Annotated in this window: 16 protein-coding genes and 1 tRNA gene; 8 read left to right on the forward strand and 9 right to left on the reverse strand. The window is 54.8% G+C overall.

The window, feature by feature from the left end; genetic code table 11:
- Positions 1-98 precede the first annotated feature (98 nt).
- Positions 99-185, reverse strand: a tRNA-Leu gene (locus HBA55_RS28275).
- A 481-nt stretch (positions 186-666) separates the two neighbouring features.
- Here HBA55_RS28275 and HBA55_RS28280 point away from each other — a divergent pair.
- Complete coding sequence (locus tag HBA55_RS28280) at positions 667-1,650, forward strand: DUF3179 domain-containing protein (protein WP_166998432.1); 984 nt, start codon at positions 667-669, stop codon at positions 1,648-1,650.
- A 1-nt stretch (position 1,651) separates the two neighbouring features.
- On the opposite strand, the gene HBA55_RS28285 is transcribed toward HBA55_RS28280, so the two are convergent.
- The 4 genes from HBA55_RS28285 to HBA55_RS28300 form a co-directional block, all read right to left on the reverse strand.
- Positions 1,652-2,020 (reverse strand): nuclear transport factor 2 family protein, encoded by a 369-nt coding sequence (locus HBA55_RS28285; protein WP_166998434.1) that lies wholly within the window; start codon positions 2,018-2,020, stop codon positions 1,652-1,654.
- A gap of 225 nt (positions 2,021-2,245) precedes the next feature.
- Positions 2,246-2,869, reverse strand: a complete 624-nt coding sequence (locus HBA55_RS28290) for a TetR/AcrR family transcriptional regulator (RefSeq protein ID WP_166998436.1) — start codon at positions 2,867-2,869, stop codon at positions 2,246-2,248.
- Between the two features lie 51 nt (positions 2,870-2,920).
- Positions 2,921-3,871: an alpha/beta fold hydrolase gene (locus tag HBA55_RS28295; RefSeq protein ID WP_166998438.1), complete on the reverse strand. Its 951-nt coding sequence runs from the start codon at positions 3,869-3,871 to the stop codon at positions 2,921-2,923.
- 65 nt (positions 3,872-3,936) lie between these two features.
- A complete protein-coding gene (locus tag HBA55_RS28300; RefSeq protein ID WP_166998440.1) occupies positions 3,937-4,695 on the reverse strand; it encodes an SDR family NAD(P)-dependent oxidoreductase in 759 nt (252 codons plus the stop codon).
- A gap of 472 nt (positions 4,696-5,167) precedes the next feature.
- On the opposite strand from HBA55_RS28300, the gene HBA55_RS28305 reads away from it, so the two are divergent.
- The 5 genes from HBA55_RS28305 (at position 5,168) to HBA55_RS28325 (ending at position 14,059) form a co-directional block, all read left to right on the forward strand.
- Entirely contained in the window at positions 5,168-7,543 is a 2,376-nt protein-coding gene (locus HBA55_RS28305; RefSeq protein ID WP_166998443.1) for a TonB-dependent receptor, read from the forward strand.
- Between the two features lie 81 nt (positions 7,544-7,624).
- Positions 7,625-9,484, forward strand: coding sequence for an outer membrane protein assembly factor BamB family protein (locus HBA55_RS28310; RefSeq protein ID WP_166998445.1), 1,860 nt, complete (start codon positions 7,625-7,627; stop codon positions 9,482-9,484).
- Between the two features lie 16 nt (positions 9,485-9,500).
- Positions 9,501-10,556 carry a VOC family protein gene (locus tag HBA55_RS28315; protein ID WP_166998447.1) on the forward strand — a complete coding sequence of 352 codons (1,056 nt, stop codon included), beginning with the start codon at positions 9,501-9,503 and terminating at the stop codon, positions 10,554-10,556.
- A gap of 11 nt (positions 10,557-10,567) precedes the next feature.
- Positions 10,568-11,614 (forward strand): VOC family protein, encoded by a 1,047-nt coding sequence (locus tag HBA55_RS28320; protein ID WP_166998449.1) that lies wholly within the window; start codon positions 10,568-10,570, stop codon positions 11,612-11,614.
- 6 nt (positions 11,615-11,620) lie between these two features.
- Positions 11,621-14,059, forward strand: coding sequence for an outer membrane protein assembly factor BamB family protein (locus HBA55_RS28325; protein WP_166998451.1), 2,439 nt, complete (start codon positions 11,621-11,623; stop codon positions 14,057-14,059).
- Positions 14,060-14,069: 10 nt separating this feature from the next.
- Here HBA55_RS28325 and HBA55_RS28330 read toward each other — a convergent pair whose 3' ends face one another.
- Complete coding sequence (locus tag HBA55_RS28330; protein WP_166998453.1) at positions 14,070-15,269, reverse strand: benzoate/H(+) symporter BenE family transporter; 1,200 nt, start codon at positions 15,267-15,269, stop codon at positions 14,070-14,072.
- Between the two features lie 119 nt (positions 15,270-15,388).
- Here HBA55_RS28330 and HBA55_RS28335 point away from each other — a divergent pair, with 119 nt between their 5' ends.
- Positions 15,389-15,952, forward strand: a complete 564-nt coding sequence (locus HBA55_RS28335) for a helix-turn-helix domain-containing protein (protein ID WP_166998455.1) — start codon at positions 15,389-15,391, stop codon at positions 15,950-15,952.
- 128 nt (positions 15,953-16,080) lie between these two features.
- Positions 16,081-18,360: a TonB-dependent receptor plug domain-containing protein gene (locus HBA55_RS28340; protein WP_166998457.1), complete on the forward strand. Its 2,280-nt coding sequence runs from the start codon at positions 16,081-16,083 to the stop codon at positions 18,358-18,360.
- 31 nt (positions 18,361-18,391) lie between these two features.
- Here HBA55_RS28340 and HBA55_RS28345 read toward each other — a convergent pair whose 3' ends face one another.
- From HBA55_RS28345 to fdhF, 3 genes are read right to left on the reverse strand one after another with little or no spacing between them, the layout of a single operon-like run.
- Entirely contained in the window at positions 18,392-18,616 is a 225-nt protein-coding gene (locus HBA55_RS28345) for a formate dehydrogenase subunit delta (RefSeq protein WP_166998459.1), read from the reverse strand.
- A gap of 27 nt (positions 18,617-18,643) precedes the next feature.
- Positions 18,644-19,459 carry a formate dehydrogenase accessory sulfurtransferase FdhD gene (gene fdhD / locus HBA55_RS28350; protein ID WP_166998461.1) on the reverse strand — a complete coding sequence of 272 codons (816 nt, stop codon included), beginning with the start codon at positions 19,457-19,459 and terminating at the stop codon, positions 18,644-18,646.
- Positions 19,459-22,353, reverse strand: a complete 2,895-nt coding sequence (gene fdhF / locus HBA55_RS28355; RefSeq protein WP_166998463.1) for a formate dehydrogenase subunit alpha — start codon at positions 22,351-22,353, stop codon at positions 19,459-19,461. Before fdhF ends, fdhD begins: the two co-directional genes overlap by 1 nt.
- Position 22,354 lies beyond the last annotated feature (1 nt).

Here is a 22,354-nt window from a genome sequence, read left to right on the forward strand (position 1 = left end):
TTTAGTGGGAAGCTGGGTTTTTTGAAACGCCAAAATTACGCTGAAACCCGCGTGAAATGGGGCTTTGCGAGAAGTAGAGATTTAGCCGAAAAGGGTGATGGTACCGGAGGCCGGACTTGAACCGGCACGCTATCGCTAGCATCGGATTTTGAATCCGACGTGTCTACCAATTTCACCACTCCGGCACAGAGGGAATATTCCTTTTTGCGGTAGCCTCTCACTCCATCGAAAGGGTAAACCGTATACTTTCGTATACTTTGATTATCCGTAATCTTTAAAAAATTAAGTTACTGAAAACCAACAATTTTTTGCCTTCACTTCGGAAAAACACAGTTTGTTTTGAATCCGACGTGTCTACCAATTTCACCACTCCGGCACAGAGGGATAATCCTTTTTGCGGTAGCCTCTCACTCCATCGAAAGGGTAAATCAGCACGGGCCTGAGCCCGAAACAGGACGCGAATTATAACAGCGGCAGCCGACCCGTCAACCACCATTTTAGAAGAATCCTTTATAGATCCGTCACTTACCGATGCTTTTTTGATCAGCCTCTAGGAAGAGTCGATCCGAGTCCCCACACACCAGGCAGGATACTGAGCATTTTCCCGGCACTTGGAGGCATAAAGGCGGTCAAAAAATAAACAGCACCATTCCTGAGATAATCATTATGAAGCTCTCATCCCGCTGGTTTATTTACCCGGTCGTCCTGCTTGCCATTGTGTTTTTGGTTCAGCAAGGCAGCCTGTCCCAGCAACCGCTGAATGGCTTTGAACTCTCCCAGCCCCTGATTCCGGCCGACCAGATCTTCCATGGCGGCCCCCCGAAAGACGGTATACCCGCGCTGGACTCTCCAAGCTTTGATGCTGCGAATAAGGCCGCAGAGCTAAGGGACGCAGACAAAGTCCTGGGATTGGTCCATAACGGCCAGGCCCGGGCTTACCCTATTCGCATCCTTAACTACCACGAGCTGGTCAACGACCGGGTCGGTGATGAAGCGGTATTGATCAGCTACTGCCCCCTGTGTGGAACCGGTATGGCGTTTCGGCGTGAAATTGACTCTCGGGTATACAACTTCGGTGTCTCGGGATTGCTCTATAACAGCGATGTATTGATGTATGATCGGCAGACTCAATCCCTCTGGTCTCAGATTCTGGGTAAGGCGGTGAATGGCCCGCTCAAGGGTTCGGCTTTAGAGCAATTGCCACTGGAACACACGCGTTGGGGCGAGTGGCGACGTCGTTATCCGGATTCTTTGGTACTGTCTTTCCAGACCGGCCACAGCCGCGACTACAGTCGCACACCTTATGAGGGTTACAGCCAATCTTCCAGCCTCTATTTTCCAGTGGCCAATCGCGACGGGCGCTATCACCCAAAAGAAAAAGTGATCGGTGTGAGCTTTGGTGGAGAGCAGCGTGTTTATCCCTTCTCTGAACTGGAGAAGCATTTTGCCGGGGTTGCGCTGGGGAATCGCCAACAAGCCTTAAAGTCACAGGTCGGCGGGCAGGTGTTTGTGCTGCATTTTAACAAGAGCGCACAAAGCGCCCGCATTACCGACGGCGAGGGGCGGGCCCTGCCCTCCCTGACCGCGTACTGGTTCGCCTGGATAGCGTTTTACCCGGATTCGGAGGTATTCCAGGCGCAGGCCCGGTAAATCAGACCATCACATTTTCCGGGCCCCAAAAGGCTCTCATGGAAATGATCTTGTCCTCATCATTGAATTTAAAGACGTCAATGACCTGGATGGTGGAGGTAGTGCCGTCCATGGTTGTGGTAACTGCAAATGGGAAAGCCACTTCAGAGCCCGCACAGCGAGCGTCCCCCAAACGTTCCGCCTGCAGCTTCATACTGGTAGCGCCAGTGTAGAATTCACGTATCGCCGCTTTGCCAACTTTAATATCACTGCCCACTGGGTCTTCCAGCGTAGCGTCCTCGGCGTAGAGGTTCATCACGGCCTCCAGGTCTCCGGCATTTAGGGCGGCCAGATAGGCATCTACGGCGGCAACTTTAGCTTCTGTGGTCATGCTGTGTCCTTCTCAGTATCAACTTGGTACGGTCGGGGATTCACCGTTCCGGCCCAGCGCCCTCACCCGCCCGGTACTGCATTTGGGAGGAGAGGCAGGTACTACTGAAGGTCGCTGAACCAGACCGGCAAGTCTCGGGGAGACCCCGTTGGATACTGTAACCCTGGCAGCAGCTGTAACGGATGGTCCAAATGGGTTAGACCGAATGGAAGTCCAGACTCCACCTTACCGGATCGGCTTAAACATGACGTCGTAGTTCTCTTTGACCATCTTGACGCTGCCGATAATCATGGACACCGTCAAATCCTCAATCATTTGGCGATCGGCCTTTTTGCGGTCCAGGAAATGACCGGCGGCATCGGGCAGCCCGAATGAGATGTCAGTCGCCGCAATGGCGATATGCATGGGCAGGTCAAACACCTTGTGCACAATCTCCGCCAGGTAGTGCACGGCGGCCTCGCGTCCATAATGTGTTGGGCCGGCCCCCTCGGCAACGCTGGGCTCTGACAGCAGGCGGTAGATGATCAGGCCGCGCTCTTCGATGTGCAACAGGTAGACTCTCGTGACGGCCCGCACCAGCTGCTCGAAGGTATCCGCATTTTCCGCCGCCTCAGTCTGTTTAGCGCGCAGCTCTTTTAACTCCCGATGCAGCAGCTTTTTCAGCAGATCCGTAATGCTGGGAAAATAGGAATACACCAGCGATTTACTGATGCCCGCGGCCTTGCCGATTTTTTCCATACTCACTGCGGCCACCCCTTCCGAGGAGACGATTACCGCCGTGTGGTCGAGGATTTCCGATATACGCGCTTCCGGTGAGAGCCGCGTACGGGTTTTCTTTACGCTTTCCATAAGCTGTCGATCACTTAGTACCAATCATCAAATGCATGGTATCACACTGCTCTAGCAGTCGGTTCCGCACAGGAATCCAAGAATGCGACGGTTGACCACCTGTGGATGTGAGAGCGCCGGCCAGTGACCGGCCTGGGGGATGACTTCGATATTCAGGTCCGGCACATAATCGCCGAGACGCTCGATAAACTCAGGCACAAAGGTCTTGTCCTGCTGCCCCCAAATCAGCAGACTGGGGCTGGAAACCTTGGCGTACCGGGAAGGCCAAAAGTCATCCTCGGTCACCTCTTGCGGCGAGGGTGCATTGGCCCGATACCAGTTAATACCGCCTTTTAACGCACCCGGTTGAGCCAGGGCCTCTCGGAACAATTCTCCTTCCGCCTCGGTAAGATAACCTTGATCCACCAATTTTCCGTAGGCCAGTTTCCACATCAGATAGGCATCAGCCGCGGAGAGTACCTTTTCTCCCAGCGAGCTTTTTAGACGCTCCATGTAGGTGGAGGCACGCTGCTGGTGTGGATTGCTCTGAAGCAGATCAAGAAACAGGTTGTAGGGCGGCGCACTCAACACAACCAGTTTGCTGACTCTGGCCGGGTAGCGTTGCGCAAACGCCCAGGACAGCGCCCCGCCCCAATCGTGCCCAATCAAGATAAACGGATCATCGCCGGAGAAGTGCCGGGCCACGGTGTCCAGGTCGCTCGCCAACCTCGCAATATCATAGGCATTGGCATTATCGGGTCGGTCAGAGAGGTTGGTCCCAAGCCCGTCGAGCGCCACCACTTGATAATGCACCGACAACGCCCGAATTTGATGCTTCCACGCATACCAGAAAGAAGGAAAGCCGTGGTACATAATCACAAGCGGTCCCTTACCGGCGGAGACGTAATGGAGCCTGGCACTACCGACCTCGACAAAGCCCTCGGTCATTTTGGTTTTGCCGAAGTCGTTGTAGTGCCGCACGGCAGTGGATTCCATGGTCGCCGCCTGTACAGATACCTGCATTGAAACCGCCGAGATCCAACTGATCCACAGCCAACCAACTTTCCTGATAACGTTCATTTTCCGCCTTATAGTGGGTGAACCGTGTGACCGCCATCCATCACCAGGGCATGTCCGGTCATAAAGTCACTGTGGCGCGACGCCAGGAACACAGCCACGCCTTCCATATCCTCCGCCTGGGCACGACGCGGCAGGCAAGAACGGCGGCGTGCAGCATCTTTAAACGCCTGAGACGTTTCCAGCACGAATTCGGTTTCCACATAACCGGGCAACAGCGCGTTGGCCTGAATACCGTGACCACCCAGTTCTACCGCCAGTGAACGGGCCAAGCCGACCACGGCAGCCTTGGTTGTTGCATAGCCCGCAGAAAAGCCGGTACCCATCAGCGCCGCCGCCGAGGAGGTTACGATCAGTTTGCCAGGGGATTGGGTCTCCACCAAGCGGGCGATTACAGGTTTGAAGGTATTCACTACGGCATTGATGTTAAGGTCGATGGCACTCTGCCAGTCCTGTTCGGATGTCTGATGCAGATAACCCCGAAAGCCCGGCCCTCCGGCATTGGCGAAGCAGACGTCGACCTTGCCAAAGCGCTCGATCGTCGCTTCAAAGGCGGTATTGATCTGCGTCGAGTCTGTCACATCCACCTGAAAGGCCTCAACATCACCGCCGAGGTCTCGCAATTCGGAAATCGCACCCCCATTCTTTTCGGGATTGCGCCCCCAAACAGCGACGCTGGCGCCACTCTTCACCAAACCTCGGGCAAACGCCAGACCCAATCCGCCATTGCCTCCGGTAATCAATGCCACATGACCGGTTAAATCAAACATTCAAGGATCTCCTCATCTACGAAATTGAACTCATGTCCATTAAAGGCGTTAAAAATCGGCAGAATCCGCCAAAATATCTCGCTGTCGGGACAATTACCTCTATTCAAATTGGCTATAAGGAACGTTTCTCATAGTCTTAAACGAACCTTTATTGAATATTTTTACAATAGCGTAGCGGGCATTTTCGAGAGCGTCAACCAAACACGGCAAAAAACCGCAAGCTCTTTGTATTTACCCATTATTCACAGGCTTAATAACACATTATAAACGGCACAACAGTCGCCATGCCCCTCCCGGCCCATCAGTCACAGAAAGCTGGATGTTGGATTTTTGTATAGAAATAAGGAACTTCCGGCAGAACGGGCAGGCCACTATTAAAAATATTTACAATAAAGTGTTGACCACGCTCAATTAAGGATCTAACTTAATAAAAAACAACGCCCCCCCCTTGCCAGAGAACGAGGAGACACCAATGCCCTACTATAAAAATAACCTTGCACTCACCCTTTTGGCCGCCGCGTTACCCGCAACCGCGCAGGCCCAAAACAGCGCTTCTGACTTTATGCTCGAGGAAATTGTGGTTACCGCTGAAAAGCGTGAAGCCAGCCTGCAGGATACCGCCATTGCAGTGACCGCCATGGACGCGGGAATGCTGGAACGCTCCAATGTGGAAGACACCCTGGACCTGCAATTTGCCGTACCCAATCTGATGGTGGGCAGCAACCGCAATCTGACCCTCCGTGGTGTCGGCACCAGCGTGCTGGGAGGCGGGGCGGATCCCGCCGTAAGCACTTCCTTTAACAGTATGCCCATTGCCCCGAGCGGCGAGATTTACGATCTGGAACGGGTGGAAGTTCTGCGCGGCCCCCAGGGTACTCTGTTCGGGCGCAATACCACGGGTGGGGTAATTAACTATATTTCCGCCAAACCCAGTGAAGAATTCAGTCTCGACCTGACAGCTCAGGTGGCCAATTTTGGATCCGTTCGTACCAAAGGTGCATTGAATCTGCCGATTACCGATTCGATTTTCCAGCGTTTCGCCTTCAATACGGTAAACCGCGACGGTTACACCCATAACGAATTTACCGGCAATGATGTCGACGGCCGCGACGAATTTTCCATTCGCAGCACCACCCGTTTTGAATTTGGCGATGGTGCCGACGCCACTCTGACCCTGCAGTACTACAACGAAGAGAGCAGCCGTCTCGACACTATGAAGATCGCCTGTAAACCCGATAACACTTACGGGTGTGCGGCAGATACGACGGATGAAATTGGTTACCCGGCCGACTTTAGCGCCGGCGTCAGCAATGTGGTGCTTTTTCCACTGGGCATTCTTAAACCCAATCGCTATGGAGCTCATCCGAACCCGAATGATTACCGCAAGGTCAGCATGGATACCGACCCCACGCTGGACCGGGAGGAATCCTTTGCCGCGCTGGAAATCAACATCGACCTGACCGATGATCTGAGCCTGACCTCTGCCACCTCTTTTGTGAAGGTCAAGAACGATCAATTGAGGGACTTTGACCTGGCTGCGGCGCCAAACGCCTATAATGACACTTTCTTTTCTCCCGGTGGGCAGCTGACGTATCTGTACGATGGCGAGCTGCAAACACGCGATGATTACGCACCGACGCAACGCAATATTCGTAACAGCGATGATTTCTCTCAGGAGTTTCGTATCGCCTCCAGTTACGATGGCGACTTTAATTTTCTGGCGGGCATCGCCTACACCAAGAGCGATTACCACTTCTGGGGGGGCACCTGGTCTCCCGATTTAACCAACTCTGTTCTGGGGTTCGGCGGTTTTACCAATGAAGTGGATTTCAAAAGTGAGTCGCTGGCGGTTTTTGGGGAAACCTATTACAACATCACCGATTCCCTGACCTTGACCACCGGCCTGCGCCACACCAAGGACAAGAAACGTTCAGAGGCGGGCGTAAACTCCATTGGTGAAGTCACCAACTTCAATGAGGCCGACGCCACCTGGGAAGAAGTGACCGGAAAAATCAACCTCAATTGGCAGGCCGAATTGCCCTTTACCGACGAGACGATTCTCTACGGTACGCTCTCCCGTGGTTATAAAGGTGGAGGCCTGAACCCGGGCAACCCCTCTATTCCTGACTTTGATCCCGAATACGTTGACTCTATTGAGTTTGGCACCAAGAACCAGCTGCTGGACCACAGGGTGCAGATTAATGCCGCCGCGTTCTTCTACGACTACACCAACTTCCAGGTGGGCGGCCTGATCGAAGGTACCGGTGTTAACTTCAATATTGACGAGGTGGAAGTCAAAGGTCTGGAGCTGGAAACGGTATTCCTGATCACCGAAAACCTGATGCTGAATGCCAACGCCAGCTTCCTGGATACCGAGATTATCTCCTCTGAGGCGCTGCCCAACACCTCCCGCGGTTATGTGGTGGATCCGGCCACCGGCGCGCCGATTCGCGGTGAGTTCGGCGAGATCCAGTTTGCCCGTGAAGACGTTGCCGGCAACGATCTGCCCTACGCTCCGTCGTCTCAATTCAGTCTCGGCCTGCAATACACCCACCAGTTGGGCGACCAGATGGATGTCCGCTACCGCGTGGACTACTATTGGCAGAGTGACTACAAGAGCCGCGAGTTCGATAACTTCGAATATGAGTCCTGGGACCGTGTGGATCTCTATGTCTCCCTGCACGACCAGAGTGGCAAATGGGATGTGGAAGCCTTTGTTAAGAATGCCGCCGATGACGACAGCATTACCGGTGCCAACGCCGATAACTATTTGGTGGGACTACCCAGAACCCTCAAACTGCTCGACCCCCGCACCTATGGTGTCGAGTTCACTTACCACTGGGATTAAATTAACAACTCTGAATCCATTTTCGCTCTCTCTATCGATGTGTTGACCGGCTTAGGCCGGTCCTTTTTTGCACGGTACTTTATGACTATCTGGGCCCGCACTTCGCTTCTTGCTGCCATCGCACTTTTCGGCCAGTCCGTTTCCGGCTCGGCCGATACACAGGCCATTGCCAATGGGCAAGCACAGTTCAACATCTATTGCGCGGCATGTCATAGGGGAGCATCGCCGGAAGCCCCCAGAGTTGAGGCACTGAAATTGTACCCGCCGGGCCGAATTGTCGCAGCCCTGGAAGACGGCGTGATGAGCACCCAGGGGATTCCGCTAAGCCGCAAAGACAAGCTTGACGTTGCCCTGTTTCTGACGGGAAAAACGGTCAGCGAAAAAAAGACCGATCTCAGTCAATCCATGTGTTCGGCCAAGGGTGTTGCGACGCCGAAGCACCCAAGCGACATCCTGTGGAATGGCTGGGGCGGCGATTCAAGAAATCTTCGCCATGCCAGCGACCATCAAGGTATTGCCACAACCAATGTTGCCAATCTGAAGCTGAAATGGGCCTTTGGATTTCCCAATGCTACCCGCGCTCGGGCACAACCGGTTGTCACACCGGAGATGACGTATGTGGGCAGCCAGGATGGTACTGTTTACGCGCTGGATACTCAGACCGGCTGTATTCACTGGGCCTTCCGTGCTGAATCCGAGGTTCGTGGCGCCATTCAGATCACTCGCGATGAAACGGGCAAACCCGCCACATTGATTTTCGGTGACTTTAAGGCCAATGCCTACGCGGTGGATATCGCCAGCGGTTCGCTCCTGTGGAAAGTCAAAGCCCACGCTCACCCGATGGCCAGCATTACCGGTTCGCTGGCTGTCTATAACAACACAGCCTATGTACCTGTTTCCTCCTCGGAGGTAATTGCTGCGGCCAGACCTGATTACAGCTGCTGCTCGTTCCGGGGAGCACTGGTCGCTATCGATCGCAACACCGGCGCCATTATCTGGCAGACGAACACCACCGACAAACCCCGTCCCACCAAAAAGAGTTCGGCGGGTGTACAACTCTATGGACCTTCCGGTGCGCCCATTTGGTCCAGCCCCACAGTGGACGCAAAGCGTAACCTCATCTACGTGACTACCGGACAGAATTATTCCTCACCGGCCACCAACACCAGCGATGCCGTGATCGCCTTGGACGCCAATACCGGTGCCATTCGCTGGAGCACACAAGTTACCACCAACGACGCCTGGAACGGTGCCTGTGTGCGCAAAACCGCCAATTGCCCGGATGAGGACGGACCGGACTTTGATATTGGCACCTCCGCCATGCTGGTAACCTCGAACAAACATGAAGGACGCAGCAAAGACGTGATCGTGATCGGACAGAAATCCGGCATGGTCTACGCGCTGGATGCCGATGCCAATGGCCGCATTCTTTGGAAGCGGCGCGTCGGTCGCGGTGGCACCATGGGTGGTGTGCACTGGGGTCTGAGCAGCAACGGTAGCGATGTCTTTGTGGGGGTTTCGGATTTAAAAACCAACAATAGCTATACCGTTGGCCCTGCACGTCCCGGTATAAACAGCCTGAACCTGCTGACCGGTGCTTTCAATTGGCGACGTATGCTTCCTGATGTTTGCAAAAAAGACATTGCCTTTGTTTGCTATTCCGGTGTGTCCGCGGCCGTCAGCAGCAGTGCGGGCGTGGTCTACGCGGGCGGGCTGGACGGCATGCTGAGGGCTTTTGATGCCCACAGCGGAAATATTCTTTGGGAAAGTGACACCAACCGATACTTTGCCACCGCAAATGGCATCAGCGCCAAAGGTGGCGCCATAGAATCTGACGGCCCCGTTATCGCGGGTAACCAACTTTTCATCACCTCAGGATACGACAAGTGGGGAGAGATCCCCGGCAACGTTCTGTTGGTGTATTCTATTGACGGTCAATAAAACACACAGGAGACCCATGTTGAAAAACCTGTATAAAAAAATGATTGCTGCAGCGGCATTGGTTCTGGCAGCCAACAGTGCCACAGCCATTGAAGTCGATGAAAAGGCATCTATTAAGGATGCCACCACCAGTGTTCAGGGCATTCACCATATTGGCCTGTCGGTGCAACATCTGGATAAAACCCTGGCTTTCTATCTGGAGGCAACCGGATTTGAATTGCTCAAGCGCGAAAAGGTATCGGCAAACCGCAGCGCCGATACGTTGTTCGGGGGCAATAATCTGGCATACGAACGCGCAGTGATCAAAGCCCCCAATATGATGTTCGAACTGATCGAGTTTGAGCACAATCAGAATCTCCCGGCACGCAAGATGCCGGTCCAGGGACCGGGCATGACACACACTTGCTTTCAGTCACCCGCTGAGGACCCCGGTTTTGATAAATTTGTCAGTGCTGGTCTCGAAGTGCTTTCCAGAGGATCCTCTCCGGTAGATCTGGGCGGCTACGGCGTGACCTATGCCTATGGATACGACCCCGAAGGCAATATGATCGAAATGGAACAACTGAATGACCAGCTGCTGAAACAGTCAGGCTATGATATTTCCTGGCGCAATACCGGGCTCGATATGTGGATGTCTCAGGTTGCACTGGTGACCCACGACATTGAACGTCTGATGTCGTTTTACCAGATGGTTATGGGATTCCAACCCTATCGCAGGGGTGAATACAAAGACAAACCCAAATTCGACGAAGTGGCTGACGTCGATAACATGCATGTTAAAGCCGGTTGGTTTCGCATGGAGGCCGGCCCCAAGGTCATGGAGTTCTGGCAATACCTAAACCCCAAAACGCCGGAGTTTACCAGTGAGCGTACCGCCACTTCTTTGGGATATTCCTTCTCGCTGGAGGTCAGTGACATCCAACAGGAATACAAGCGACTTAAGGCCGAAGGGGTTGCGTTCTTCAGTCAGCCGGTACTGTTGGATGGCGTCTGGCAGGTCTATGCCAAAGATCCGGACAACAATATATTTGCCCTGCGTCAGCTGACCCAAAATGTCGCTGCACAACCCTAAGGAAACCCAATATGCACAATTTGTCCATTGTCATTTTGTCCCTGACGCTTTTAGGGGGCTGCACCCAGAACGAGCTGTCGGGACGACCGGACGATGCCGTGGTCAGGGGGGTTAATTTCGTCGGCAAATCAGTGAGCAATCTGGAGCAGTCAACTGACCTGTATCACAACTCCGTGGATCTGCAATGGGTCCAAGAGGCGGAATTTCGGCAGTCGGCAGTGATCGACGCGCTCAGCGGCCATGAAGGCACCCGCGCCTCCACCCGCCTGATGAAAAGCGTCAATGCACAATTGCAATTTATGCAGTTTGACAACCCTCCTGCGCAAGCGTTAAGTACCAAGCCGGTCGGCGTTAACGGACCAGGTATTGCTCACGTATGCTATCAGGTGGCGCAGGCAACCAAAGCTTATGATCGCTTTCTTGAGGGCGGTGCAACGCCCATCGGCGATCGGGATATGGTGCAGCTGAATAAACGCAATCCGGTGTACTATGCCTACGCGCACGATCACGATAATGCCGTTGTCGAGATTGAGCATGTGGACATTGACGCACTTAATCTGCCGACGCCACCCAAGAACCAATACCGTATTCGTCACGTTTCCCTGGCTACGCCGGATATCGACCGGGCTGTGGATTTTTATTCGGTACTTTTACAAGAGGAAGTACCCCGTCGCGCAGGCGAACTCTTGAAGCTGTCCGGAGACAAACTCGACAAGATTTCCGGTTTGCCGAGTTCGAAAATTGAAATGGCCTGGTTCCAGGTGCGCAATCTGGAACTGGAAATTATTCAATACCACAGTCACCCGGTGGAGACACCTGTGTCGCCGCGGCCGCTGGAAGCCCTGGGTTACAACATGATTGTCTTTGACGTCGCTGACCTGAGTGCGGCCCGTGAACGTTTACTAAAGGCCGGCGGAAAACTGGTACTGGAAACCCAACCTATGGACGGTGGTGAAATTCTGTTTGGTCGCGATCCGGACGGCAATTTGCTGGGCTTCCAGAAAATTTCGGATGACGCCCCCTTCTCCTCTCAGAACTTTCTTGACAACGGTACCTAAGACGTAATGGCCGCACCAATCGCCCACTGGATCTTTCTTTCACTGCTCGCTTTTATTGGACTTTACCTGACGCTGCTGGGCGGATATCTGGTCTATATCGGTGGCAGCTTCTACTATGTGACCGCCGGTATTGCCGTGCTGGCCACAGCGCGGATGGTCAAAGGTCGCGACCCGCGCGCGCTGCCGATGTATGGCTCGCTGCTGGGCGTTACCCTGGTATGGTCTCTATACGAAGCGGACGGCTATGTATTAACGCTACTGCCTCGGTTAGGTACTTGGATGGGATTGGGGCTGTGGTTTTTCACACCCTGGTATCGTCAATCCCTAAGAGTCGGTGCGCCCTCGCCTCGGTTGCGCGCTTTGCCCTGGATCGGCGCGCCATTATTGGCATGCGCTTTAGTCTTGCTTACAGCCGGCCACGCCTACGAGAAAAACAGTTCGGGCACTCAGCGCGCTTTACCGGAGCGCATGCCAATTACCGACTGGCGCCAGTACGGCAATACGGACGGCGGAACCCGTTTTGCTGAAATTGAACAGATTAACACCCAAACTGTAGGTCAGCTGAAGGAAGTCTGGCGCTACCGCACCGGTGTTTCCGACGATTTTAAAATGACGCCCCTGCAGGTAAACGGGCTGTTGTACCTGTGCGCTTCCGGCAATGTGATGATGGCCGTCGACAGCGAATCCGGCAAAGAGGTCTGGCGCCATGATCCGCAAGTAGTCCACCCCGCCAAACATCAATACGCCAAAACCTGCCGCGGTCTCAGCTACTATGAAGCCCCTGCAGGTTACAGTGGTCAATGCCCGAAACGCATCGTGACCGCAACGGTGGATGCACGGCTGATTGCCGTGGACGCGATGACTGGTGAACGTTGCACGCAGTTTGGCCTTGAGGGCTCGGTGGATCTGCGCAAGGGACTGAGCAAACATTATCCCGATCAATACTATGTAACCTCACCACCACTGGTAGCCGATGATGTTCTGGTGGTGGGCGGACTGGTTTTGGATTCCCAGGATCTGGGGTTGCCTTCCGGTGTGGTGCGCGCGTTCGACGCCTTGACCGGTACATTCGCCTGGGCCTGGGACTTGGGCAACCCTGGATACTATGGCGAACCGAAACCGGGCGAAACCTACACGCCGGGCACACCCAATGTCTGGTCGATCATGAGTTACGACGCCGAGTTGGATTTGATTTTCGCGCCCACCGGTAACGCATCACCGGATTACTACGGTGGTGAACGTCGGCCCTACGACGACGAGTGGTCCTCGGCGGTGGTAGCGCTGGACGCGGGAAGCGGTGAACCGCGCTGGAAATATCAAACCGTCCATCACGATATTTGGGACTATGATTTACCTGCACAACCGGTCCTGGTCGATGTAGATCGTGAAGGCGAGCGCATCCCCGCCGTTGCAGTGCCAACCAAGATGGGTGATATCTTTCTGCTCGACCGGCGCGACGGTACTCAAGTCTTCCCCATGCAAGAACGCGCCGCTCCCCAGGCACCGGAGTACGGCGAATACCTCTCGCCCACACAACCGGTGTCCGCATTGCCGAACTTTCACCCCTATCTGCACGAAAAAGACATGTGGGGATTAACACCGCTGGATCAGTTGGCCTGCCGCATTGAATACCGGTTGCTGCGCTATGAGGGTATGTACACACCACCCACCGCGGGCGGAACCCTGATAGCACCGGGCAATTTTGGTGGCTTTAACTGGGGCAGTGTGTCGGTGGATGCAGACAACGGACTGTTAGTCGCGGCCCCGATGTTGCTGGCCCATCGACTGATTCTGTTCACTCCCGAGCAGGTAGCCAAGGCCGGGCCTATAGCCGGCTATTTGTTGGGCAAAAACCATCCCGCGGTAAGAATGGATCCTGATGCGCCCATACCGGAGGCCCGCGAACCGAATGCCGATGATCCCTACGATCATGCGCGCATCCGTTACTATGGTATGCCGCAGCCGTTTATGGCCCGCTTGCCCACCGGAGTTCCCTGCTTTGAGCCACCCTGGTCCCGAATTGCGGTCATCGATCTGAACACCAGAGAATTGCTTTGGAGCCGCCCCTTGGGCAGCATGAAGGATTCCGGTCCTTTCGGGTTGAGATCCGGCTTGCCGTTTGATGTGGGAGTGGCTGTGCGTGCAGGTACCTTGACAACACGGGGTGGGTTGACGTTCGTCAGTTCGACCATGGACCGCACCGTGCGCGCTTTTGATCTGCGCACCGGGGAAATTAAATGGTCTCAGGAACTGCCGGGCAGCAGTCAATCCACACCCATGACCTATCTGTCGGAACAGTCCGGCAAGCAGTTTTTGATTGTGACCATACCCAATCCCAGCTGGCGTTATCCGCGCGATCCCAAAACAGGGACCTACACGGACTCAGCCAGTATTCGTGATGGCAAAGGCGGTTACGTGATTGCCTATGCCATTCCCGAGCGTTAAAGAAAGGGCGTTAAGCCCTGGAGGAGTCTCGGGCTACCTCGGACTCGTTGGATTTTCTTTTATCTGAAAGCAGGTAGTAAGCCGCCAGTCCCACCAGAATTCCCCAGAAGGCACTTCCAATACCCACCAGGGAAATTCCGGAGGCAGTGATTAAGAAAGTGAGTAATGAAGCCTCGCGGCTGTGCTCATCCGCGAGCGCACCCGCCAGACTATTGCCAATGGTACCCAGTAACGCCAAGCCCGCAATCGCCATCACCAATGCTTCCGGAAACGCCGCAAACAGACCCGCCACCGTCGCACCGAACACTCCGGCCAGTAGATAAAAACAACCGGCAGACACACTGGCCCAATAGCGTTTATCGGGATCAGGCCCTGCATCCTTGCCCATGCAAATGGCAGCGGTAATGGCCGCCAGGTTGTAGGCAAAACCTCCGAACGGAGCCAACAGCAAACCGGTAATACCTGTAGTACTGATCAAGGGTGAGGCCGGCACCTTGTAACCGTTGGCACGCAGCACGGCAATACCCGGAAGGTTTTGCGACGCCATGGTGACAATAAATAAGGGAATACCCACCCCGATCAGACTTTGCAGAGTAAACTCCGGAGTCACCCAAACCGGAGAGGACCATTGCACTTCGAAATTTTCGAATCGTAGCTGCCCCTGCAGACCCGCAACCACAAATCCCACCAACAGCGCCAAAGGAATCACGTAGCGGGGCAACAAACGCCTCGCCCCCAGGTAGGTCATTAACATCAGCAATACCAACGTTAAGTGGGTACCGGCAACGTTAAAAAGATTGAGCCCAAACTGAAACAGCACGCCCGCCAACATCGCCGCCGCCAGAGGCGCAGGTACATAGCGCATGATTTTATCGAAGCCGCCGCTGAACCCCACCAATGTAATCAGCAAAGAGCTGAACAGAAATACGCCCACCGCCTCGGCCAAGGTGATACCGGACAGCCCCGTCACCAACAGCGCCGCACCCGGTGTGGACCAGGCCGTCAGCACCGGCATGCGGTAATAGAGCGATAGACCTATGGTACTGAGCCCCATACCCATACCGATGGCCCACAGCCAGGAGCTGATCTCAGCCGCTGTCGCCCCGGCAGCCGTTGCCGCCTGAAACACAATCGCGGCGGAGCTGGTGTAGCCCACCAGTACCGCAATAAAACCCGCCGACACATGGGAAAGGCTGAGAGAGAATTTCATATCGATCTCCGATACCGGTCTCCTGAAAAGCTTTCGTGCGCTATAGCGCACACTATGGACAAGCCTAGCACTCGTGCGCTATAACGTACAAGCCCTTTTCGGACAGGAATCTGCAGCAGATGCAAGACCCCCAGCAATACCTCGCCCAGGTATTAAGGCAATTACGACAACAACAGGGCTGGAGCCTGGATCGGGCCGCCAGGGAAACCGGCGTCAGTAAAGCCATGCTGGGGCAGATCGAGCGGGGCGAGTCCAGCCCCACCATGGCCACCCTGTGGAAGATCGCCGGCGGTTTTCAGCGTTCGATTTCAGTGTTTATCGAACCCACCCCGGTAGAAAACCGAGGCACCATCCTGCGTTCCAGCGATGAGCTGCGTCAGCAACCTGCCGATGACGAAATGCTGGTGGCCACCCTCTTCCCTTTCGATAAACGCTTTGGCTTTGAGATGTTTGAGCTGACCCTGCCGCCGGGTTATGAGCGCCTGTCGGCCGCCCACGAACCCGGCACCACGGAACATCTGGTAGTACTGACCGGCGCGATGGAAGTGCTTGAAAACGGTGAGTGGTTAGCGCTGAAAAAAGGCGATGCATTGAGGTTCGCTGCCGATCGGGATCACGGTTATCGCAATCAGTCCGCCGAGGACGTGGTGTTTCACAATCTGATCAGTTACTCCGCCCGATAATGGGGCTTGCTGATGCGTCGGATATTGGACAAAAATACTGCAATCCGCACCCGTAGTGGACGAAATCACAGGCTATACTCGATTAACTGACAATTCGATGGCCCCGTCAATGACGGCAAAAGGTTCTTATGAAACCCCTTGCAAGTCCCCTGCTGGCGGCCGCGCTGATGATACCGCCAGCGGCTTCCCAGGAGAACAACAACCCGGATATATACCAATGGCCTCTTGAGGACCTATTGAAGGTCATCGTGATTTCCGCCTCCGGGGTTGAGGAATCCAAAGCCGATGCGCCTGCCTCCATCATCACTATTTCCGCCAATGAAATCAGAAGACGGGGTTATCACTCACTCAATGAGGTGTTTGCCGACTTGCCGGGATTTGACAGTTATGCATTAAATGGAAGCCGGTATCTGTTCGCCTATCAGCGAGGCTATCGAACGCCATTTATGTCTCGAACCCTATTGATGGTAAACGGCAGAATTCAGAATCACCTGTGGGACCATATCGCCTACGCAGAACGGCAATGGCCACTGACAAACATTGAACGGATAGAAGTCCTGTACGGGCCCAACAGTGTGATCTACGGGCCTAATGCGTTTCTGGGCAGTATTAACATTGTCACCCGGGATGGCTCCCAACTGGACGATGGTGTGCACGAGCAGGAAATGCGTGCATCCTATGGGAGTTGGGATACCCGCATTCTGGACATCAATGCACGGGGCCACTCGGGCCGCTGGTACTACTCGGTTGCCGGCAAGGTGTACAAGAGTGACGAACCCGGCTTGGATGACTTTGGCAGATCCTACGGTTGGATCAGTGATGACATCTACGGCAACCGTGATATATGGGGCGCTATCAATGATCTCTCCGAGCACGGAAATCAACTCAATCAGTACGCCAATCCGGCAGATAATCAGGGCCTGGTGTTCGAAGTCGGTTTCGACAATTTCAAATTCAGTCACATCAACTGGAAAATTGCTGAAGGTTATGGCCCTACCAATGCCGCCGATAAGGCCCAGGCCGCCAATCTCTGGAGAAAGTACGGTACCGAATATGTGATCGAACACCGGGGCTCGGCACCCACCTCGGAGAATGGCACTCTAGAGATCGACACCATAGCCTCGTACCGCACCTCCCGCCTCAATGGCAGATGGGCCGAGGCAGTGCCCACTGGCGATGACAATCGATTCTCGTATATTAGTTATTCCGACTGGGATACCAGAAATACCGCCAAGCTCTTCAAGCAGGATTATCGCTTTCGCCTGAACCAATACTGGCATTTCAATGGCGGCATCAAATATGAGCACAAAGACCTGACCAAAGCCTTTGACGTCTGTGGCTATTGGATCAACTCCTTCTGTTCTTCGGCGGAGGAAGCGCCCGGCCCTTTGGGTTTTGGCGCCGGCGTTTTCGATTCCCGCTCTGGAGACCTGGAGGTACAAGAGGGAACCTCCGGCCATATCCCAGGAGTCAACCGCAATACCACCATAGACAGGGGGGTATTTGTTCAAGCCATCTGGGATAAAGGCAACTGGCGACTCAGCGGTGGCGTTCGCTACGACAACAACAGTGATTTCGGTTCCACGGTTAACCCGAGAGCATCGGGTGTGTATCGGCTCGACGCCAAGAACCGGCTTAAATTCCTCTACGGAGAAGCCTTTCAGGAGCCGCCCAACCTTCAACTTTACGGAGGCTGGAACGGGCGCCGGGCCAACCCCGATCTGGAGCCGGAAACCTTAAAGAACTATGAGCTGGTGTATATCCGGGAAGAACGTCACTGGCTGCATGAGCTCTCTCTTTATTTCACCGAATTCCGCAACGTTGTCAAAGAGGAAGCGGAAAATGCCGGGGAGCGGGAAGTCATCGGGTTTGAATACCACGGCACCTTCTCAATGGAAAACGTACTCTTCGAGACCGCACCCATCGAGGGTTACATTTATTACACCTATACCGACAATACCAGCAGCATTCGCTATCAATACGATCGGGTTGACCCCGGCACTGGCGAAATCAGCAGCGGCTGGTTTGAGGGCGATACCGATATCGGTGATATCGCTCCCCATAAACTCAATCTCGGATTGAATATTCCATTACCTGGGGATTTGAACCTGAATGTGAGAGCACAGTGGCACAGTGAAACTGAACTTTACTCCAGAAACCGTCTGCGCTCGCAGGGGCAGGACCTGGACAGTTATACCATTGTCCATATGGCATTAAGGTACCAGTTGCCGCGAATGGCATTAACAGTGCGCGTGGATAACCTTCTTAACGAAGAGTACTTCCTCCCTGGAGAAAGAGCCGCCAATGCCGGTAATGATTATGAGGCTACGCGTTCTTCCGGATTCCAATCATCGTTAATTCCGACTCCGCAACGCAGTTACTCGCTGTCAGTGGATTTCCAGTTTTAGCAAGCGGCGCCAGCGGGTTGAGTGATTCCACTCAACCCCTCAATAGCTGCCTGGCTTTGATTGCCCGGTCATTTAGGAGTTCGGTATCGTCCAGCGCCAACAATTGCTGCTTCATCCCAGCCGCCCAGAACCGTCGGATATGGTCCGCCACTTTTTCGGCGATATCATCTTCCGTCCCAACGGCCGGCATATTGGCGGCAATCTGGTTCGCCATCTTGATCAAGTGCTGCAAACCTTCGTCAATGTCTGTTGCCATGGTGTTCTGCTCTCAACCTTAATCTTTTTAGTCTTTTAAACGTTGGGCATGGCTGTAAACCAAATGCCGCCCCGGCCGACCAAAACCCACCAGAGTGATGCCGGTCTGTTCGGCGACGTCCACCGCCAAACGGGTGGCCGCTGAAACTGCCACCAACATCGAAATGCCGGCCCTGGCCGTCTTGTTCACCATCTCATAGCTGGCGCGACTGGACACCAGGGCAAAACCCGGTGACAGATCACCCTGCGCAAGACGCGCTCCAATCAACTTGTCCAGGGCATTGTGCCGACCCACGTCTTCTCGCAACAACTGAATGTTACCATCCAGATTACACCAGGCCGCGCCATGCACCGCACCGGTCAACTCCTGCAGCGGCTGGCGAGACCCCAATTGATCCAACGCCCGTTGCACCGCCTCGTGGCTGACCTCAGCCTGAGCAGGCACCGTTAAATCCGCAGCCACACCCGACATTGCCATCTCCAGCGACTCGGCACCGCAAAGCCCGCAACCGGTGCGCCCGGTTAACTGCCGACGCCTTTGTTTCAGGCCCATCATGCATTCGCTGGCCAGCTCGATTTGCACTTCCATACCGAGCGGTTGGCGCACGATCTGGACATCATACATCTGATCAGGTCGATCAATGATGCCTTCGGTCAGACTGAAACCCAGAGCAAAGTCCTCCAGATCCGCGGGCGTTACCATCATCACGGCATGGGAGATACCGTTGTAAACCAGCGCCACCGCCACCTCTTCCGCGAGACAATCCGGCGAGGCAAACTCCTGACCGCCTCGCCAATGTCTAACCTCTCGTTCGGCTTTTACCGGCGCGTCGGAATCACTCATTACGAGTTCGCCTGCTCCACAAACGCCAACTGTTGCTCGGTAAACTGCTTGTGTTGCTGCTGCCACTGGGAATCCCCCTGCTCGGTATCGCGATTAACCTGCACCGCCGTCACCTTGTACTCCGGGCAGTTGGTGGCCCAGTCGGAATTGTCGGTGGTGATCACGTTGGCGCCGCTGGTGGGATGATGAAAGGTGGTGTAAACCACACCCGCCTGCATGCGTTCGCTGATTTTTGCCTTCAGTCGTGTGTCCCCTGCACGGCTGGCGATGGTGACCCAGTCGCCATCGCTGATACCGCGATCCTCTGCATCATGGGCGTGGATCTCCAGTACATCCTCCGCATGCCATTCCACATTGGCGGTTCGACGAGTCTGGGCACCGACATTGTACTGGCTGAGGATTCGACCCGTTGTTAACAACAGCGGGAAGCGACGCGTGACTTTTTCATCGGTGGCCACATACTCCGTCGGTGCGAAGAAGCCCTTACCGCGCACAAACTCTTCTGTGTGCATAATCGGAGTACCCAGTGGCGCCTCATCGTTGCAGGGCCACTGCAGCGAACCTTCGTGGTCCAGCCGCTCGAAACTGACACCGGCAAAGGTGGGCGTCAGGCGCGCGATCTCGTCCATGATCTCTGACGGATGGCTGTAGTCCATCTCATAACCCAAGGCCTTGGAGAGAGCAACGGTCACTTCCCAGTCGGCCTTGCCACCCAGTGGCGCCATTACTTTACGCACCGGCGAAATACGTCGTTCGGCATTGGTAAAGGTGCCGTCTTTCTCCAGGAAGGACGAACCGGGCAGAAACACATGAGCGAACTTGGCGGTTTCGTTCAGGAAGATGTCCTGAACAATCAGGCATTCCAGATTGCGAAGCGCGGCTTCCACGTGTTTGGTGTTGGGGTCGGATTGGGCGATATCCTCACCCTGGCAGTACAGGCCTTTGTAGGTGCCGGCAACCGATTCATCCAGCATATTGGTAATGCGGTACCCCGGTTCACTGTCGATGGTCACGCCCCAGGCTTGTTCAAACTGACTGCGCACGCTCACATCGGAAACATGACGATAACCCGGCAGTTCGTGCGGGAAGGAGCCCATATCACAGGACCCCTGTACATTGTTCTGCCCGCGCAGAGGATTAACCCCCACACCCTCACGACCGATATTGCCGGTTAACATCGCCAGGTTAGCAATACCCATCACCATGGTGGAACCCTGGCTATGTTCGGTCACACCCAGTCCGTAGTAGATGGCGCCGTTGCCGCCCGTGGCAAACAGGCGGGCTGCCTGACGCAGTTCGGCGGCCTCAATGCCGGTGATGTCGGCGGTGCTTTCCGGCGAGTGGCGCTCGTCGCTGATAAATTCACGCCATTGATCATAGGCCGGTTGCTCGCAGCGCTCGGCGATAAACCCTTTGTCTTCGAGCCCCTCACTCACAATGACATGTGCCATAGCATTAACAAAAGCAACGTTGGTGCCGGGACGCAATGGCAAGTGATGAGACGCCTCGATATGCGGGCTCTTCACCAGATCAATGCGGCGCGGGTCCACCACAATCAGTTGCGCGCCTTCACGCAAACGCTTGCGCAGACGGGAACCAAAGACGGGATGACCATCAGTGGGGTTGGCACCAATCACCATCACCACGTCGGACTTCTCCACCGAGTCAAAGGTCTGGGTACCAGCGGATTCGCCCAATGTGGTCTTTAACCCATAACCGGTGGGTGAATGGCAAACCCGTGCGCAGGTGTCCACGTTGTTATTGCCAAACGCGGCCCGCACCAGTTTTTGCACCAGATAGGTTTCTTCGTTGGTACAACGTGAAGAGGTAATACCACCGACACTGTTACGGCCGTGTTGATCCTGAATGGCTCGAATCTTTTGTGCGGCAAAGTTTAGCGCATCGTCCCAACTGACTTCACGCCAGGGTTGATCAATGCTGTCGCGGATCATCGGGGTGGTAATGCGATCTTTATGTGTGGCATATCCAAAAGCGAAACGGCCCTTTACACAGGAATGACCGCGGTTGGCGGGGCCACTTTTGTAGGGCGTCATATTGACCACGGTTTCGCCTTTCAGCTCTGCCTTAAACGCACACCCCACTCCGCAGTAGGCACAGGTGGTCACCACACTGCGGTCCGGTTGTCCCTGTTCAACAATACTGTTTTCCATCAACGTGGCTGTGGGGCAGGATTGCACGCAGGCACCGCAGGACACACAGTCGGAATCCATAAATGCCTGATCCTGACCGGCTGCCACCTTGGACTCAAAACCCCGCCCATCAATGGTCAGTGCAAAGGTCCCCTGAACTTCTTCACAGGCACGCACACAACGGGAGCAGACAATGCACTTGCTGGGATCAAAGGTAAAGTAAGGGTTTGAGGTATCCTTCTCGGCGTCGAGGTGATTGTCGCCTTCGAAGCCGTAGCGCACCTCGCGCAAACCGACGCTGCCCGCCATATCCTGCAATTCGCAGTTGCCATTGCTGGGGCAGGTCAGACAATCCAACGGGTGATCGGAAATGTACAGCTCCATCACATTACGACGCAGGTCACCCAGCTTATTGCTCTGGGTTCTCACCTCCATGCCCTCTTCCACCGGTGTGGTGCAAGAGGCGGGATAACCGCGACGGCCTTCGATTTCCACCAGACAGATACGACAGGAGCCAAAGGCCTCCAGATTGTCGCTGGCGCAAAGTTTGGGGATATTGATATCGGCCAGCGCCGCCGCGCGCATAACCGAAGTGCCCTCGGGAACCGTTACGGATTGGCCGTCGATGCTTAGGGTCACCGGCTTGGCATCAATGTATTCGGTGCTGTATTCGGCGACCGGGGAAGGGGTACCGTAATCACGATTGGGATCAATATCCTTGCTGGGATCAAAATACTGCAACATG

Origin of the sequence: Pseudomaricurvus alkylphenolicus, from assembly GCF_011683955.1 — a bacterium.
Taxonomy (GTDB): Bacteria; Pseudomonadota; Gammaproteobacteria; order Pseudomonadales; family Cellvibrionaceae; genus Pseudomaricurvus; species Pseudomaricurvus alkylphenolicus.